Raw genomic sequence first — 16,194 nt, 5'->3', positions numbered from 1 at the left:
TTCTTCTTACCCCATCTTGTCGAGAGCTTCTTTCCGGTCTTCCACTGGTACTTGGTCGTATTTCATTGTCGTTTTCGCGTTCAGATGGCGCAGTTGAGCCTTTGTCGCGGCCAAATCACGCTCTTTGGTCATGTAGGTCCCAACCGAATGCCGAATCGTGTACCACGACATTTGACGATTTTCGTAGTCGATTCCGGCCTCATCACACGTACGGTGAAGAAGCCGTCTAAGCTCGTTCGCGCCGTACCGATTACCATGCCGAGTGAGCCACAGAGCGTTCGTATCAGCGTATCTTGGGTGGTCAGCTCTCTCATCTAACCACCGCTCAAGGGAAGTCGTAGTGCGGTCTGTAAGGCTAACTGTCCAGTTTCCCTCGTTCTTGCTGGATTCTTCCCTCGGGATACGGAGTACGCTGTTGGAAACATCAACCCAACTCACTGTAGCGCGGCCTACCTCAACCGGGCGTAATCCCGCGTCAAGGCTCGTCCAAATCAATGACGTGTACTTCCAACTGCTGTCGGAAGCACTGAATGCGTCCTTGTCTTCGATTCCGTACGCTGGATTCCCGTCAATAGCGAGAGCCGCTTGCCGAATCAATCGACGTTCCTCCTTTGAGAGAAAGTCTCTGGGGGCACTGTTCCCGCCCCCGCTTGTGAACGTCCATGGGAATTCCCACTCACTGTGTCCGTACCGGTGTTGGAGCCACTTGTTGTACCGGAAGAGAGCTTCGAGCTTCTTACCTTTAGTTGAGTCAGCTACGTCGCTCATAGCGACTTCTTCCATGAAGCTGGCCGCGTCATCGTAGGTGGGTGGAATTGAGTAGCGTCCGTTTCTCTTCCATGCCCATCGGTCGAATTCGGCAGTTCGATAGCCTGTGTTGTAGACGGAGTACGGTGAGTATCCTTTGGCCTTCTGTGGGTCTCTACCGAATTTCAGAAGGTAGGTGAGGAATTCCTTGCGGTAGTTGTAGTAGTCGATTTGCTCTTTTTCGCTCAGAGTTTCCCGGTTAGATTCGGGGATAATCGTGATACGTCGATTCGGTTCCATCTCTTCGTCGCCCATAACGGGACAGCGTTCCAGTGATTTTGGTCTGTCTTCGGACATGTTTGGCTCTTTGTCTCGGTTAGGCAGACCGTGAAAAGTGAAGGACGGAACGCCGAAGGCGTATGCGTGGGACCGGATTTGAACCGGCGGACTCCTACGAGACAGCGTCCTAAGCGCTGCGCCGTTTCCTGGCTTGGCTACCCACGCGCGTTCCGTGCTACAGGAAACACGAGTAAGAAGGTGTCGTTCGAGCCGTCGCCGACGGTTTATATGCGATCGCGCCGAACGCAGATGCATGTACCGCGCCCGTGACCAGGTGGACAACGAGGAGTGGCTGGCCGCCATCGACCGCGCGAGCGACAGCCTCGAACTCGGGTCGGAGGCGCGCTCGAACGCCACCGACCTCTTCTTGACGCACGTCCCCGACGCCGACCGATCCAAACCGGCCACGGCCGCCGCGAGCATCTACGCCGGCGCACTCATCGCCGGCGAGGAACGCTCCCAGACCGCCGTCGCCGACGCGATGGGCGTGACGCGGCTCAGCGTCCAGAAGCGGTGGAAGGATATCCTCGACGACGCCGGCTTTCGGCCACCGAGTTGGTGAGGACTCGAGTCGACGACGACCCGAGTCGGTGAGCGACGTCAGTCGACCCGCGTCTTCTCGCGACCGTCGGAGTGCGGCGTCAGATTGCCGTGTTCGTCGATCTCGCCCATGACGATGCGGGTCGAGGAGATGCGGTCGCCGTCCTCGGCGGGGACGTGCTCGACGATCTCGAGTCGGAGCGGCGGCAACCCCTTCTCCGCGCGGATCTCGTTGACGCGCTCGCCGCCGCCTACCGTCTCCGGCGAGACGATGAGGGCGTCGAACCCCGCCTCGGTTGCGATGCCGGTCGGTTCGTCGAGTCGTCGAACCGAGAACTCGCGGTCGTAGCGGTCGGCGAACGTGGCGAGTTCGGCCCGCAGGTCGCGCTCTCGCTCGTCGTAGGGACGGACGTACCGGTCGACGTGTCTCGTCTTCGGGGCGAGTTCGTCGGACGTGAGTCCGACCGTCACGTCGCCGAGTGCGAACGCCCGATCGAACAGCGCACGGTGACCGTCGTGGATCGGGTCGAAGGTCCCGCCGAGCGCGACGTTCATATCTCGGCGTCGATGTGGGAGAACTTAAACCGGTCGGCTGACCGACGCCTACTCCTCGCTCCGCGTGGGGGCCGTCGAGAGATCGTCGCCGCGGACGGTGATCGTCACCGGTCCGTCCTCGCCGTCTCGGTCCTCGTCGTCGAGTCGTCGATCGAGGTTGAACACCGTGTTCAGCTGTCGTTGGACCTGACCGACTGCACCGCGGACGAGTTCGCTCGGGGCGATCGCCTCGTACTCGTAGGGGTTGTTGCCCGCACCGGCGCTCTCGCGTTTCTGCCGCGAGACGATCTCCTCGTCGTGGAGCTCCGCGAGCGCCTCCCGGACGGTCGACGGGTAGAGCCCGGTCCCGTCGGCGACCTCGTCGCTCGTGCTCTCGGGGCGTTTCCGGAGGAAGACGTAGATACGCGCCCGCGTCTCGGTGTCGAGCAGCCACGCCAGCAGGTCGACCACGCTCTGGTCGAACTCCTCGACGGCCCGGTCGGCGCTCTCCTCGATCCGCTCGCGTGCCGTGCGGACCTCGTCGGTCGCGGTCTCGTCTACGGAGTCAGTCTCGTCGCGGGGGTCGTCAGAGGCGTCATCTGCAGCCATGTGTTCTGCACCGCAGGTCAGAACTACGCCGGGAAAAACGTTTGCTTGTCGTGAGCGCCGGGTTTCAGAGGAGAACGGACGCACAGAGCGCGTCGACGCCCTCGTCGTCTCGGATGCGGCGCTGCCGTTCGGCGCCGCTCTCGCGATCGAAGACGTCACGGAGTCCGGAGACGCCGAGTCGGTCGCACTCGTCGCCGACGAACGTCGCGAGGTCGACCGTCTCCTCCGAGGATCGGTCGACGAAACTGGCCTCGCGACCGTAGCGCATCGCCCGCCACTTGTTCTCGTCGAGTAGCTCGCGGCGGATGTCGGTGCCCGACTCGCCGTCCTCGTACCGTTCGGCGAGGTCCATCACGAGCGCGTGGACGTACTCGACGAACGCGAAGACGACCTCGGGGTCCGACTGTCCGTCCGGGGTCCGGACCTCGACCGTCCCGTGACCGGTGTGCGGGCGGACGTCGTACCAGAGTTCGCCGCGGTCGTTGATCGAGCCGAGTTCGACCATCCGACGTTCGAACCGCTGGAACGCCTCGAAGTCCTCGAACGCCGTCGGCATCCCCGTGTTGGGTAGTCCCTCGAAGATCTTCGCCCGCGCCGACTGGAGCCCGGTGTCGAACCCGTTCCAGTACGGCGAGTTCGCCGACAGCGCCAGCATCGGTGGGAGATACCAGCGGAGTTCGTTGGCGATCCACGTCGCCTTGTCTGCGTCGTCGACGCCGACGTGGACGTGGAGGCCGGCCGTCGTGTTCCGGTGCTGCGGGTACTGGATCCGGTCGAGCTGTGCGCGGTAACGGTCCTTCTGTGCGTGGTCGAGTTCGCGCCACTTGGCCAGCGGATGCAGCCCCGCGCCCGCGATCCGGTAGCCGTGGTTCTCGGCGTGATCGACGAGCGCGTCTCTGACAGACGAGATCGCCTCGGAAGCGTCGTCGAGGCGTTCGATGAGCGGCGTCTGCGTCTCGATGGTGAACTGGAACAGTTCGTGGTCGAGGCGTCCCGCGAGCGGTTCCGGGGGGTCGTCGTCCCCGTACACCAGGTCGTCGATCCCCGAGGTCGGCCGTCCCGCGTCGTCGACAATGTAGAACTCCTCTTCGACTCCGAGCGTTCCGAGTCGCGTGAACGACTCCGGCGACCCTAACTCCATTGACCGCTCCTTCGAGTTGGCCCATTAAATAGGTCTTGGCATCGCGAGCACGGCGTGTAGCCCCGCTCGCGTCACCTGTACGTGGCGTCGAAGAACGCCACCTCGAGGTGGACGGCCCGCGTGAAAAGCGAGGCGACGCGCCGCTGTCGACGCGGGGCGAGCGTCGGACCCAGCGCGTCGAGTTCGTCGCGGAGCCACGAGACGAACGCCGCGAACGCCGGGTCGTCGTGGAGCGTCACCCACTCCCGGTAGTAGAACGGTTCGTCGGGCGCGTCGACCGACTCCGCCCAGGTGAGATACACCCACTCGACGGGGAGCAACACCGCGAGCGTCTCGGCGTAGTTGCCGGTCGTCGCCGCACGGCAAAGCAGGTCCCGCAGCGCCGCGGTCGGTTCGGCCAGCGGCGGGTTCTCGTAGCGGTCGGGGACGACGCCCAGCGCCTCGAACGACCGCTCGAAGTAGTCGTCCTCCTCGTCGGTGACCGTGTCGAGGAACTCGACGAGCCGACGTTTCTGCTGCATCGTCGGCGCCTGTCCGACGCCGTAACCGACGAGGCTCACGAGCGTGTCGACGAAGGCGTAGTCCTGGACGAGGTAGTCGGCGTAAGCGTCGGGGTCGAGCGATCCGTCGGCGAGATCGCGGGTGAACGGATGCGTCGTCGCCTCCGTCCACGCCGGTTCCGACCGGGCGCGGAGCCACTCGGTGAACCGCGTCTCGTCGCTCTCGTCGAAGTCGGTGAATCCCGAGACGGTCACACCGACCACCCCTCCAACCGCCAGGCGGCGTCCCAGAAGGCGTACTCGTAACGCGCCGAGGTGAGAAACAGCTCCCGGTAGCGTTCGCGGTCCTCGGGAGTCGACGACACCGCCACGTCGTCCATCAGCCCCTTGCACCACTCGGTGAGTTCGGTGAAATCGTCGCTGCTGTAGGTTCGCACCCACTCGGCGTACCGCTCCTCGTCGGGGAGGCCGTCCTCGCGGAGTCGGCGCCCGGTGTCGTTGAACCCCCACATACAGGGGAGGAGCGCGGCGACGAGGTCGCCGAACGTCCCCAGCGCGGCGGTCCGGACCAGAAAGTCGGTGTAGCCTCGCGTGGTCGGCGACGGCGTCGTCGCCTCCAACTCCGCCTCGGTGATACCGAAATCGGCGGCGTACTCCCGGTGGAGCTCCATCTCGGTGTGGAGCGTCTCCGAGAGGAGGGTCGCGAACGTCCCCATCCGGTCGAGGTCCGGAGCCTGCGCTGCCCCGAGCGCGAACAGACGACAGTAGTCGACGAGGTAGACGTAGTCCTGTCGCAGCCAGTACCGGAACCGGTCTTCCTCGAGCGTCCCGTCGCCGATGCCCTCGACCATCGGGTGATCGTAGATGGCCGTCCAGATCTCGTCGGCGTCGTCGCGGAGGCTGTCGGTGAACGCCATAGTCGAGCGTTCGCGCCGACGACCAAAGTACCACCGGATAGTACAACGCCAGAATATCTGCGTGAGAGGGAAGAGGAGGAAGAGCGAACGGCGCTACCGGCGGCGAGCGACGACGCCGAGGTGGTCGTCGTGGAACCGGTCCAACCGACTGGTCTCCAGAATCTCGAAGTGCGCTGCGAGTTCGTCGAGGACGTCGTCGAAGACGTCGGCGGGGTCGGCGGTCACGTCCTCGCTGCGGGCCTTGATCGCCGCGAGCAGTCGGCCGTCCTCGCGGAAGAACTGCGCGTTGCGGGCGGCGACCTGTGCCTGCCCGCGGGTGGCGACGTCCTGGACGACGACGTCGACGTCGGCCTCGACGACGTGAGCGTAGCTCTCAGGCTTGCGGGCGTCCTTCAGGAGCGGAAAGAGGTTCTCGCGGTCCGCGGCGACGTCGACGAGGTCGCGGACGGGTCGGGGGGCGAACTCGACGGCGTAGGTCGGGCCGGCGAAGTCCGCGACGTGCGAGACGGTCGTCCCGCTCGCCGCACCGAGGTAGAGCACCGTCTCGCCGCCGCCGAGACCGGTGTCCATCCCGAGTTCGAGCATCGCGCCGAGCTTCGACCGTCCTGCGTCCCAGACGCGCCAGTCGCCGTCTGTCGGTTCGCCGTAGACCGGCAGTCCCCGCGTGGCGAGGCGGTCTCGTCCGTCGAAGTTTCGGCGTTCGACGCCCGTGGGAAGGTCGTCGGTTCGTTCGTCGCTCATTCGTCGTCACCGCCTTCGCCACGGGCGCGGATCGTCTCGATGCGTTCCCGCAGGTCGTCGTGGAGTTCCTGCTTGAACTCGCCGCCGTAGTGGTCGACGCGGGCGGCGAGGGTGAGTTTCCCGGCGAACGCGCGGGCGGCCGACCCGCGGTCCTCACTCCGCGTCCCGCGGACGTACTCGTGGGTGAAGATGACCCCGTGTTTCGGTGACGTCGCGCGTCCCGCGAGGTGGGCGAACAGGGCGTCTTCGGCCCCGAGCACCTGCACCGTCCCGCTGGGTTTCTTCGCCAGTTCGTCGAGACCGCCGGCCAGCGACATGAGTCGGGCGGCGAGCACCGGACCGGCCATCTCCGCGAGGTTCGGCGCGACGTCGGGCGCGCGACGTTCGATGAACTCCCGGAGGTCGTCGGCCTCGTCGGCGAGGTCGGCGACGCGACCGGCGAAGGAGACGACCGGCTCCTCGGCCGGCGACTCGGGGTTTCGCGTCGCTAGCTCGCGGGCGTAGTCGACGCCCGTCCCGGCGTCGTCGAACAGCGTCCCCGCCCACTCGGCGAGGCGCTCGGCGAGTTCGTTGGCCGTGCGGTCGGCGTCGTCCATCGCACGGACGGCGTGGACGAGTTGCTTGTCGTCGGCGCGTTCGCGTTCGGCGACGGCCGTACGGGCGGCGGCGATCGTCGCCTCGCGGAGCGTCGCGTAGTACGCCTCCTCGTCGGGCACGAAGCCGGCCTCGACGGCCAGCGTCGGCCAGTCGGCAGGGGCGTCGGCGCTTCCCTCTCGGATGCGCGTCGCCGCTTCGTCGGTCTCGTCGGGGTCGCCGGCAGAGAGGCCGGCGAACCACGCGTCGGTCGTCATGGGTAGGACTTCTCGCCCCCGGGATTAAACGTGCCTCGTTCGGTCGCCTCGGTCGACGCGCTGCTCGACTGTGGGGACACGTATTAACTCGGCCCCACTCACTAAGGACGGCGTTTATCACACCCGAGTGATGACCCTCAGCTATGACTCGATCGGAGTCAGTGTCCCCGCGGTCGTCACCCCCCTCTCACGGCAAGGCGGTCCTGTTCTGTCCCACCTGTGAGTACGCCGACCGCTTCGACGGCGACTGGGAGATCAGCGAGTCGGACGACGCCGTGACCTACCGATGTCCGGCGTGCGATGGACTGGTTCAGCGGCGCCCAGTGTTCGATGACGGCTCGGAGACGACGGCCGTCACAGCAGGGCCGACGTCGCACACCGGCGGCGTCGCGCCGCAGGCTATCGAACGCTGGACGTACGCCTGGTCGTCGTGGACGACCGCGTGGTGGCGACTCGTCGGTCGCGTGCGGGAGTGACGAACGGCCGCGGCTGTCGGCACCAGAACACATTTGTAGAGCAGCCACGGCAGTTGTGCCATGAGTGAACACGAGTCGTCGGGAGACGACGAGGGCGGCGAGTTCGGCGAGTTCGGTGGACGGCACGTCCCCGAGGTGATGGAGGAGCCGCTCGACCAGCTGATCGAGGCGTTCGAGGCGATCGTCCAGACGCCCGAGTTCCACGCCGAGTTCCGGGACGTCCTCGAACAGTACGCCGGACGACCGACGCCGCTCTACTACGCCCAAAACCTCTCGGCGGAGTACGGCGCGGACATCTATCTCAAGCGAGAGGACCTGCTGCACGGCGGCGCACACAAGATCAACAACGCGGTCGGACAGGCTCTCCTGGCGAAGAAAGCCGGAAAGGAACGTCTCATCGCCGAGACCGGGGCTGGCCAACACGGGACGGCGACGGCGATGGTCGGCGCGCTGTTCGGCCTCGACACGGAGATCTACATGGGCGAGAAGGACGCCGAGCGCCAGCGGATGAACGTCTTCCGGATGCGGCTGATGGGGGCGGAGGTCAACGAGGTCACCCGCGGGGGGAAGGGGCTGGCCGACGCCGTCGACGCCGCGCTGGAGGACTTCGCGCACAACGTCGAGGACACCCACTACCTCGTCGGGTCGGTCGTCGGCCCGGACCCGTTCCCGCGGATGGTGCGGGAGTTCCAGTCGGTCATCGGCGAGGAGGCCCGCAAACAGATTCAGGAGCAGACCGGGGGGCTGCCGGACGCCGCCGTCGCCTGCGTCGGCGGCGGGTCGAACGCCATCGGCCTCTTCCACGCCTTCCGCGAGGACGACGTGGCCTTCTACGGCGGCGAGGGCGGCGGGGAGGGCGCAGACTCCAAGCGCCACGCCGCGCCGCTGGCGCAAGGGAAAGACGACGTCATCCACGGGATGCGAACGAGGGTCATCGACGACGACGTGGAGGTCCACTCCGTCTCTGCCGGCCTCGACTACCCCGGCGTCGGCCCGGAACACGCCATGTTCCGCGCCGTCGGCCGCTGTGAGTACCGCGGCATCACCGACGACGAAGCTCTCGAAGCGTTCCGCACGCTGAGCGAGACGGAGGGGATCATCCCCGCCTTGGAGTCGAGTCACGGCCTCGCGCTGGCGAAGCAGTTGGCCGAGGAGGGCGAACACGAGACCATCGTGGTGAACCTCTCGGGTCGTGGAGACAAGGATATGGAGCAGGCCGCCGAGATGTTCGACCTGTAGTCGGAGTGAGATCTCGGAGAGACCGGCACTCAACGGCGCGCGGCATTGCGGCCTCCGTGCCGCAAGCCGTTCGTGCGAGGGAACCGTCGGCTCTCGTGCCGACGGTGAGGGTCTCGCGAGCAGTGCGAGCGGGACGACGGAAGACGAAGTCTTCCGGAATTGGGGAGGACCGAGGCTGTCGTGGGACGGGACTTTCGGCCCGACGCCTATCTCAGTGCATCCAACTCAGACGACTACTGTTATTTTCAATGCGAGCACACAGACACCGACTCGGACGCACTCGTCTTCGAAGGCCCCGAAGAGAGAGTCGGATCGCGAAGTTCTACGAAGCGCGCAAATCACCGCATCTCCCACGTCGACGGCCGTCAGTGCTGATTGCTCTCGGCCGGCGACGACGCAGAAGAGTGGACCTCGAATTTACGAGTTCTTCGACGACTCGACTAGCCGAACTTCTCGAACGGCTGTTCACAGTCGTTGCAGTAGTGCATCGACCGGCAGAGACCCGGCCCCTTCGGGTGTTCCCGGACCGTCTCCGTCGACCCACAGTAGGGACACTCCGCACCCTCCGTATCCCCGCTGGTCGACGTCGACGGGTCGAACGAACGTCTCATCGGTTCACCATCTCACACGCTCAGCCCGAACTCGCGCAGTTGTTCTCTCCCCTGTTCGGTCACCATGTTGACGTTCCACGGCGGGTTGTAGCGGAGTTTCACCTCGGCCTCGTCGACGCCGGGAGCGGTCATCGCCGCACACCGGACGTCGTTGAGGATCATGTCCCGCGCCGGACAGCCGGTGTACGTCAGGGTCATCTCCACCACTGCTTTCGCTCCTTCGGCCTCGACGTTGTAGATCAGCCCGAGGTCGACGACGCTGACGGGCATCTCGGGGTCCTGCACCTCGTACAGCGCCTCCCAGATGTCTGCCTCGACGCCCGTGGCACCCTCACCGGTCTTCGGGAACGACTCGGGTGTCTCGCCCGGCGTGTAGTCGGTGTAGGCGCAGGCGTCCGACCCGACCGGCGCGCCCGACTCCATGCTCATCCCTCACCCCGGATCCGGATCGGTTCGTCCAGGTCGAGTTCGTCGTAGGTGTGCGTGAACTCGTCGTAGAGGTCGAACCACGCGTCGGTGTGGCTGCCGTCGCGACCCGTCTCCTCGGGGAGGTCGACCTCGTCCGGTTCGGGGACGACCAGATCGAGCGACTCGAGGAACGGGACGACGACGTCGAGCCACTCCTCGCGGAGGTCGTCGAGGCTCTCCGTTCGGAGCCCGAGGTCGACGACGTCGTCCTCGTGCGGCCCGGCCGCAAAGAGCGTCAACGCGTAGGGGAACAGCCGCTCGACGGCGGCCTGCACGCGGTCGTGTCCCTCGCCGCCGGTGAGCCGTTCGAGCCAGCTCTGGGCGTGTTCGCGGTGGTAGCGCTCCTCGGAGAGCACCTTCGCGACGCGGTCGGCGATGGGTGGGTACGACGAGTCGACGAGCGCCTCCATCCGGAGGTTCTCGGCGACGTCGTAGAGGTAGCTCCGGACGATGGCGTCCGCCCAGTCGCCCTCCTCGAAGGGGAGTTCGACGAGCGTCGAGTGCGTCCACGTCGCCGGGTCGCGCTCCCAGATGCACTCCTGTTCGGTGTAGCCCATGTCCTGCAGGAGATCGTACCAGAGGCGAGCGTGACCGAACTCGTCCTGTGCGATGTTCGAGAGCGCGAGATCCGATTCGAGCGTCGGCGCGTAGATCTGCCACTCGATGTAGCGCTCGCCGGCGACGTACTCGTCGTCGGCCATCCGAAAGAGGAGTTCCTCGACGGCGGCGCGCTCCTCGTCGGTCAGCGAGTCGGGGGCGTCGAGGCTCACGAGTCGGCCTCCTCGGCGGCCTCGCGCTTCTTCGCCGCCGCGCGCTGTTCGGCCTCGGACTCGACGACCTCCTGGATGCCGCTGGCGTCGACGCGGTTGTACGTCATCGCCCAGCGGTACGCCTTGTCGGTCGACCCGCCGAAGTCGGTGTCCTCGTCGTCGACCTCCGAGATCTCGTCCTGCGGGGCGACCCAGATGCTGTGGGTCTGCATTCGCCGGCCGTGTTGGATCTGCGCGAACAGTTTGGCCATCTCTCGGTCCGGTGCGTGGACGTTCCCCACGTGTCGGTGGTAGTCGCCCGCCTTCTCCTGTCTGAAGACTTCCCAAATCATGGTTCTAACTCTCACTCAGTCGGCCGCCTGCGGGGCGGTGCCGGTGTGTGCGGTCTCGTAGCTGTCCATCTGTTCGCGGACCCACTCGACAGCCGCCTGGCGGTCGGCCCGGGAGCCGATCTGCTCGTAGCTGCCGTCGTAGTCGTTCTTCGCGATGGTCCAGAACTGGTCCCAGTCGAGGTCCTCCTCGACGACCTCGTAGCGACTCTCGTCCTCGTGGTAGATGATCTCCGGCGTGTCCGGGATCTCCAGCCCGTAGCGCTCTGCCTTCGGGATGTAGGTGTTGAGGAACGCTTGCCGGAGTTCGTCGTTGCTCTTGGTCTTCAGGCCGACCTCGGCCGCGAAGCCGTGGTGGGTGCTCTGGGAGTTGACCGGGCCGAAGAACTGGATGACGCGGGGCCACCACTCCTCGAACGCCTCCTGCGTGCGCTCCTGGTTGGCTTTCGAGGAGGTCATCAGCTCGCGGAGCATGTCTTCGCCGTGTTTGACGTGGAACCCCTCCTCGAAGCACACTTTGTCCATCGCGTGCGCGTAGGGTTCCCACGAGGTGCTCTTCAGCGTCGCCTGCCGCCGCATCGCCGCACCGTCGACGAAGAAGCCGATCATCGGCACCTCGTACCACGTCTCCATCGGGTAGTGGAAGCAGTTGAGGAACTTCCCCTCCCCCTCGGCCAACTCGTCGAGCATCTCGTCGCGGGTCTTCACACCCAGCGACTCCGCCGCACGGTAGAGCAGCTGCGCGTGGCCGATCTCGTCCTGCACCTTCGCCGAGAACGCGAGTTTTCGGTCGAGACTCGGCGCCTGCCGGATGAACGGCTTCTCGAGATAGCCGCCCATCACCTCCGAGTTCGCGTGGAACTGGAGCATCCGGGTCGCCGCCTTCCGGTACTCTTCGGGCATGTCGTCTTTGGGGCTGAACTGGCGGGGGCCAGCACGCTCCTTGACGGTGTCGAGGTCCATGGACGATGATTATAGATGCGAGCACATACCGATTAGGCCGTCTATAGACGGGGTTTATATGTGGCGGCGGCGCGTAGAGACGAGAGTGCGATGATCGACGAGTGTCTCGTCGTCGAGTTCCGCGTCACCGGCGACGACTGTCCCCTCGCCGACGCGTCGGCGACGGCCGGCGTCCCGATCGAGTGTCAGCCACCACAGCTCCGGGCCGACGGCAACGCACTGCTCCGGTTCGGTGCCCCGCAGAGCGACGAACTCGCGGCGGCGCTCGACGCCGACGACCGGATCCGCTATCTCCACCGATCGTCCGGCAGTGAACGGACGGACCGAGACGAGTATCGCTGTCTCTCGAAGGTACCCTGCGTCGTCCACGAACTGACCGACGTGGGGTTCGTCGCCGAGACGCTCACCTACCGCGACGGCGAGGAGCGTTACACCGGTGCGGTCGTCGGCTACGACGTCCTCCAGGGCGTCCTCGAAGCCGCGGGAGCGACCGTCGGCGTCACGCTCGAACGGGTCTACCCGCTCGGCCCCGAAGGAGAGAGTGCGGCGACCGGTCGCTGGGACGTGACGCCAGCACAGGAGGCGGCGATCCGGACGGCGCTGGCGATGGGCTACTTCTCGGTCCCCCGAGAGACGACCGCCAGCGAGGTCGCCGCGGAGTTGGGGATCAGCAAGTCGGCGTTCCTCGAGCGGTTGCGACGGGGACAGGCAGGGCTGTTGACACAGGTGTTCGGAGATTGAGTTCGGAGAGAGCCGTCGGCTCGTCGGCTGGGAAAGTGGTTCGCCGACGCGTGGCGGCGCGTCGGCGTTCGCCAGAAACCACACGGGTCACGTCTTGCCTGAGACGGAACTCGCCGTTTCGTCCGGCGAACGAGACGACGACGAGCAAATCGGGTGACTCGCGCCCGAATGAAAACGGTTTCCCTTGACGGAGTTTCGTCAGACAGTCGGCAGACGGTTGTCGCCTTCGCGTCTCGCGGGTCGTCACCGTTCCGCCGGGAACGACTTTACAACCACCCCCGTCGATGGCTCACCATGCGCATCTCTGACGAAGCTGGTGTTCGCCGAGTCACGTTCGACCGTCCCGACGCGAGAAACGCGATGACGACGACCGTCGCCGCGGAGCTGGCCGACGCCATCGAAGCGCTCGACCCCGACACACACGACGTCTGTGTCGTCACCGGTAAGGGGCGTGCCTTCTCCGCCGGTGGCGACGTCCAGATGATGGCTGACCGCGACTGGAACGCCGAAGAGTCCTACGAGGTGATGACGTCGACGTTCGGCCGCGTCGCGGAAGCCGCCATCGAGTCGTCGGTGCCCATCGTCGCCAAGGTCAACGGCGACGCCGTCGGCGCGGGGATGGCGGTCGTCGCCGTCTCGGACTTCGCCGTCGCCGTCGACTCCGCCCGGTTCGGCGCGGCGTTCGTCAAGGTGGGACTCGTCCCCGACACCGGCGGGACGTTCCTCCTCCCCCAACTCCTGGGACTGCGAACCGCAAAGGATCTCGCCATCACGGGCCGTCTCGTCGACGCCGCGGAGGCCACCGAGATGGATATCGTGAACCGGACCGTCGCGGCCGACGAACTCGACGAGGCCGTCGACGACCTCGTCGAGACGCTACAGAAGCGTCCGACGCGGACGATCGGACTCATCAAAGAAGGAATCCACGGCAACGCCGGACGCGGTTGGCAGGACGCGCTCGACCGCGAGGCGATGCTGCAGGCCCGCGCCTACGACACGCCCGAACACGAGGAGGGTGTGAGCGCCTTCCTGGAGAAACGCGACCCCGAGTTTTAGACCGTCTCAGAGCAGATGTCCCTCGAACACGGGGACGACCCGCCCGCCGACGCGGACGTCGATGTCGTCGTTCTCCTTCGTCGCACGTAAGGAGAGTCGAGAGGGACGCCCCATCTCGTACCCCTGTTCGACCGCCACGTCGACGTCCGTGCCACCGAGGTACTCGTGTTCGACGAGGTAGGCGGCGAGACAGCCGTTCGACGACCCAGTCGCCGGGTCTTCGGGGACACCAGCGCAGTCGGCGAACACGCGAACGTGTAGGTCGGTTCCGTCGGTGTCGTCGCGCGTCTCCGTAGCGAAGACGAGAACGTTGAGGTTCCCGTACGGCTCGATGAGTTCCTCCTCGTACGGTTCGGACTGCGTCGCCGCGCGTTCCACAGCGTCGAGCGAGTCGAGAGGGACGACGAGCGTCGGGAGTCCCGTCGAGACGAGTTGGACCGGAGCGTCGGTGTCGAGGTCGTCGGTGTCGAGACCGAGCACTCGCGCGACGAGTGAGTGGTCGAGTTCGTCCTCGAACGTCGGGGAGATCTGATGCATCCAGTACTGTTCGTCTCCGTTCTCGTCCTCCTCGACCCAGACAGGTATCTGACCGACCCCCAGATTGAGCGTCAGGTCGTCCGGTCGGTCGTCGCGGACGAACTCGCGAACGACGGCGGCCGTCCCGAGTGTCGGATGGCCGGCGAACGGAATCTCTTCGGCGGGGTCGAAGATGCGAACGTCGTAGCCGCCGTCACGGAGTTCGGTCGACGCGACGAACGTCGCCTCCGAGAAGTTCGTCTCGCGGGTGAGTGCCTGCATCTCCTCGGTCGAAAGCGACGCAGCGTTCTGAACGACTGCGAGTTGGTTACCGGCGTACTTCTCCTCGGCGAACACGTCGACGACGTGCATCCGGTTCCGGTCGGTAGGCATACGAGTAGGTCGTCGGTCGTGCGGGAAAATAACGGTGAGCGTGGTGTGTGGGTGTGGACCAGTGCGACCTACAGTCCGAGGAACGCCTCGGCGTTCTCCCAGAGGATCTTCCGCTGGACGTCCTCGCCGAAGTCGGTGTGCTCTGCGAACTGGTCGAGCCACTTCTCGGGACGGATCATCGGGTAGTCGGTGCCGAACATCACCTTGTCCTGCAGGACGGTGCCGGCGTAGTGCAGCACCTGCTCGTCGATGTACTTCGGCAGCCACCCCGAGAGATCCATGTAGACGTTCCCCTTCTGCTGGCAGATGGCGAGTTGCTGTTTCTCCCACGGGAAGGCCGGATGCGCGATGAGGATCTGGAGGTCCGGATGTTCGGCGGCGACGTCGTCGACGAGCATCGGGTTGCCGTACTTGATCTTCAGCCCTCTCCCGCCCGGACTCCCTGCGCCGAGCGTCGAGTTGCCGCCGTGGAAGACGACGGGGACGCCGAGGTCCTCGATGGTCGACCACAGTTCCTCGTGTTCGGGCGCACTCGGGTCGAACCCCTGGGCGATCTGCTGGAACTTGAAGCCCGAGAGCCCGAGGTCCTCGACGCAGCGCTCGGCCTCCTCGATGCAGTCGTCTTTCAGCGGGTCGACGCTGCCGAAGGCGACGAAGAAGTCGGGGTACTCGTCGCGGACCTCGGCGACGTAGTCGTTGGGAACGGGCGGGTTGCCGGTGTTCGTCTCGGCGTCCCACCCGAGCAACACCGCGCGCCCGATGCCGACCTCGTGGTACTCCTCGACCATCGCCTCGTAGTCCCAGGTGTGGATGTCGGTGCCGAACTTCTTGGCGGCGTCTTCCATCATCTCGCCGCCGGCGTCCTTCAGGAACTCCGCGGTCGGCTGGTGGGCGTGCGTGTCGATGGCGCGGGGGTCGTCCTCCTCGGCGAGGATCGGTATCTTCGACATACGACCGTGATAGACTGGCGGCGTGAAAAGCGTGATCGGTGTCGGCGGCGACGCCGAACTACTCGTCGGCCGCGCGGGTCTTGATGAGGAACTTCATGTCGCCCTCGAAGACGACTGTCCCGTCCTGCTTCGTCGTCGTACACTCGAGGACGACGAGGCCGGCGTCGTCGCGGCTCCCCAGATCTTTGCGGTCGCTGACGACCATCTCCTGCGTGAGCGTGTCACCGATGAACACTGGGTTCGGGAGGTCCATGTAGTTCATCCCGAGGAAGGCGACGGCCGTGCGCTCGACGATACCGGAGCGGTAGACGAACCCCGTCGCCTGCACGAACGTCATCGGACCGTGGGCGATGCGCTGACCGAACTGCGTGTCCTCGGCGTACTCCTTGTTCGTGTGCAGTTCGGTCCAGTCGCCCGAGAGCGCAGAGTGCATCACGAAGTCCGCCTCGGTGACGGTGCGCCCGACGCTCTCGAACTCGGTTCCGACCTCGAAGTCCTCGAAGTAGTGCGGCTCGTAACTGTAGGCCATACTCCCACTTTCCGCAACGATGATAAAAATTTATGCACATATCGAAGCAGGTTCGTGGGCGACAACATTTAACAGAGACCGTGACAAACAGTCGCACGATGCCAGAACGGCGACCGTTCATGTGTCGGGAGTGTAGCCAGCGCGTGAGTTCGATGGCCTACCGGTCGTGTTGCCCGGACTGTGGCGGGGGACTCAAACCGACGCGGGTGAACGGTTGAACCCTCGCCCAGTAGG

General features: G+C 65.5%; 21 protein-coding genes and 1 tRNA gene. 5 read left to right on the top strand and 17 right to left on the bottom strand.

The annotated features are described in order from the left end of the window. Positions 1–6: 6 nt before the first annotated feature. Positions 7–1,062 carry a tyrosine-type recombinase/integrase gene (locus EOHIBHHM_RS15910; protein WP_497252273.1) on the bottom strand — a complete coding sequence of 352 codons (1,056 nt, stop codon included), beginning with the start codon at positions 1,060–1,062 and terminating at the stop codon, positions 7–9. A gap of 105 nt (positions 1,063–1,167) precedes the next feature. After that, positions 1,168–1,251: transfer RNA gene (locus EOHIBHHM_RS15905), tRNA-Leu, on the bottom strand. Between the two features lie 88 nt (positions 1,252–1,339). Here EOHIBHHM_RS15905 and EOHIBHHM_RS15900 point away from each other — a divergent pair. Then, positions 1,340–1,648, top strand: coding sequence for a cyclin family protein (locus tag EOHIBHHM_RS15900; RefSeq protein ID WP_497252271.1), 309 nt, complete (start codon positions 1,340–1,342; stop codon positions 1,646–1,648). 38 nt (positions 1,649–1,686) lie between these two features. On the opposite strand, the gene EOHIBHHM_RS15895 is transcribed toward EOHIBHHM_RS15900, so the two are convergent. From EOHIBHHM_RS15895 to EOHIBHHM_RS15865, 7 genes are all read right to left on the bottom strand, one after another. Next, positions 1,687–2,181: a phosphopantetheine adenylyltransferase gene (locus EOHIBHHM_RS15895; protein ID WP_497252269.1), complete on the bottom strand. Its 495-nt coding sequence runs from the start codon at positions 2,179–2,181 to the stop codon at positions 1,687–1,689. 48 nt (positions 2,182–2,229) lie between these two features. Then, positions 2,230–2,769, bottom strand: a complete 540-nt coding sequence (locus tag EOHIBHHM_RS15890) for a helix-turn-helix domain-containing protein (RefSeq protein WP_497252267.1) — start codon at positions 2,767–2,769, stop codon at positions 2,230–2,232. 64 nt (positions 2,770–2,833) lie between these two features. Then, the gene (locus EOHIBHHM_RS15885) at positions 2,834–3,910 is read right to left on the bottom strand and encodes a glutamate--cysteine ligase (RefSeq protein WP_497252265.1); all 1,077 of its coding nucleotides are present in this window, start codon (positions 3,908–3,910) and stop codon (positions 2,834–2,836) included. 71 nt (positions 3,911–3,981) lie between these two features. Then, positions 3,982–4,665 (bottom strand): TenA family protein, encoded by a 684-nt coding sequence (locus EOHIBHHM_RS15880; protein WP_497252263.1) that lies wholly within the window; start codon positions 4,663–4,665, stop codon positions 3,982–3,984. Then, positions 4,662–5,327 (bottom strand): thiaminase II, encoded by a 666-nt coding sequence (gene tenA, locus EOHIBHHM_RS15875; protein ID WP_497252261.1) that lies wholly within the window; start codon positions 5,325–5,327, stop codon positions 4,662–4,664. The genes EOHIBHHM_RS15880 and tenA overlap by 4 nt, the downstream gene beginning before the upstream one ends. A gap of 93 nt (positions 5,328–5,420) precedes the next feature. Then, complete coding sequence (locus tag EOHIBHHM_RS15870; RefSeq protein ID WP_497252259.1) at positions 5,421–6,068, bottom strand: fibrillarin-like rRNA/tRNA 2'-O-methyltransferase; 648 nt, start codon at positions 6,066–6,068, stop codon at positions 5,421–5,423. Continuing rightward, the gene (locus EOHIBHHM_RS15865) at positions 6,065–6,919 is read right to left on the bottom strand and encodes an NOP5/NOP56 family protein (protein WP_497252257.1); all 855 of its coding nucleotides are present in this window, start codon (positions 6,917–6,919) and stop codon (positions 6,065–6,067) included. The genes EOHIBHHM_RS15870 and EOHIBHHM_RS15865 overlap by 4 nt, the downstream gene beginning before the upstream one ends. 143 nt (positions 6,920–7,062) lie before the next feature. Here EOHIBHHM_RS15865 and EOHIBHHM_RS15860 point away from each other — a divergent pair, with 143 nt between their 5' ends. After that, positions 7,063–7,395, top strand: coding sequence for a DUF8106 domain-containing protein (locus EOHIBHHM_RS15860; RefSeq protein ID WP_497252255.1), 333 nt, complete (start codon positions 7,063–7,065; stop codon positions 7,393–7,395). A 60-nt stretch (positions 7,396–7,455) separates the two neighbouring features. Continuing rightward, the gene (gene trpB / locus EOHIBHHM_RS15855; protein WP_497252253.1) at positions 7,456–8,634 is read left to right on the top strand and encodes a tryptophan synthase subunit beta; all 1,179 of its coding nucleotides are present in this window, start codon (positions 7,456–7,458) and stop codon (positions 8,632–8,634) included. A 440-nt stretch (positions 8,635–9,074) separates the two neighbouring features. On the opposite strand, the gene paaE is transcribed toward trpB, so the two are convergent. Genes paaE through paaA form a run of 5 tightly spaced genes read right to left on the bottom strand, consistent with a single transcriptional unit; the run spans position 9,075 to position 11,775 of the window. Next, positions 9,075–9,245 (bottom strand): 1,2-phenylacetyl-CoA epoxidase subunit PaaE, encoded by a 171-nt coding sequence (gene paaE, locus EOHIBHHM_RS15850; RefSeq protein ID WP_170864805.1) that lies wholly within the window; start codon positions 9,243–9,245, stop codon positions 9,075–9,077. A 12-nt stretch (positions 9,246–9,257) separates the two neighbouring features. Beyond that, positions 9,258–9,668, bottom strand: coding sequence for a 1,2-phenylacetyl-CoA epoxidase subunit PaaD (paaD, locus tag EOHIBHHM_RS15845; RefSeq protein WP_497257024.1), 411 nt, complete (start codon positions 9,666–9,668; stop codon positions 9,258–9,260). 2 nt (positions 9,669–9,670) lie between these two features. Then, positions 9,671–10,483, bottom strand: a complete 813-nt coding sequence (paaC, locus tag EOHIBHHM_RS15840; RefSeq protein WP_497252251.1) for a 1,2-phenylacetyl-CoA epoxidase subunit PaaC — start codon at positions 10,481–10,483, stop codon at positions 9,671–9,673. Then, the gene (gene paaB / locus EOHIBHHM_RS15835) at positions 10,480–10,815 is read right to left on the bottom strand and encodes a 1,2-phenylacetyl-CoA epoxidase subunit PaaB (RefSeq protein WP_497252249.1); all 336 of its coding nucleotides are present in this window, start codon (positions 10,813–10,815) and stop codon (positions 10,480–10,482) included. Before paaB ends, paaC begins: the two co-directional genes overlap by 4 nt. Positions 10,816–10,830: 15 nt before the next feature. Then, positions 10,831–11,775, bottom strand: coding sequence for a 1,2-phenylacetyl-CoA epoxidase subunit PaaA (paaA, locus tag EOHIBHHM_RS15830; RefSeq protein ID WP_497252247.1), 945 nt, complete (start codon positions 11,773–11,775; stop codon positions 10,831–10,833). Positions 11,776–11,865: 90 nt separating this feature from the next. On the opposite strand from paaA, the gene EOHIBHHM_RS15825 reads away from it, so the two are divergent. Both EOHIBHHM_RS15825 and EOHIBHHM_RS15820 read left to right on the top strand, forming a co-directional pair. Continuing rightward, on the top strand, positions 11,866–12,516 hold the full coding sequence (locus EOHIBHHM_RS15825) for a helix-turn-helix domain-containing protein (protein WP_497252245.1): 651 nt from the start codon (positions 11,866–11,868) through the stop codon (positions 12,514–12,516). A 294-nt stretch (positions 12,517–12,810) separates the two neighbouring features. Further along, positions 12,811–13,572 (top strand): enoyl-CoA hydratase/isomerase family protein, encoded by a 762-nt coding sequence (locus tag EOHIBHHM_RS15820; RefSeq protein ID WP_497252243.1) that lies wholly within the window; start codon positions 12,811–12,813, stop codon positions 13,570–13,572. 6 nt (positions 13,573–13,578) lie between these two features. On the opposite strand, the gene EOHIBHHM_RS15815 is transcribed toward EOHIBHHM_RS15820, so the two are convergent. The 3 genes from EOHIBHHM_RS15815 to EOHIBHHM_RS15805 all read right to left on the bottom strand — a co-directional run bounded on the left by EOHIBHHM_RS15815 (position 13,579) and on the right by EOHIBHHM_RS15805 (position 15,960). Then, positions 13,579–14,481, bottom strand: a complete 903-nt coding sequence (locus EOHIBHHM_RS15815) for a PhzF family phenazine biosynthesis protein (protein WP_497252241.1) — start codon at positions 14,479–14,481, stop codon at positions 13,579–13,581. Between the two features lie 68 nt (positions 14,482–14,549). Then, complete coding sequence (locus EOHIBHHM_RS15810; RefSeq protein WP_497252239.1) at positions 14,550–15,431, bottom strand: amidohydrolase family protein; 882 nt, start codon at positions 15,429–15,431, stop codon at positions 14,550–14,552. Between the two features lie 58 nt (positions 15,432–15,489). Then, on the bottom strand, positions 15,490–15,960 hold the full coding sequence (locus EOHIBHHM_RS15805) for a MaoC/PaaZ C-terminal domain-containing protein (RefSeq protein ID WP_497252238.1): 471 nt from the start codon (positions 15,958–15,960) through the stop codon (positions 15,490–15,492). Positions 15,961–16,194 lie beyond the last annotated feature (234 nt).

Source organism: Halogranum roseipondis (assembly GCF_059695585.1).
Note: the sequence above shows the minus strand (reverse complement) of the source record. Positions and strands in the feature narration are given on the sequence as shown.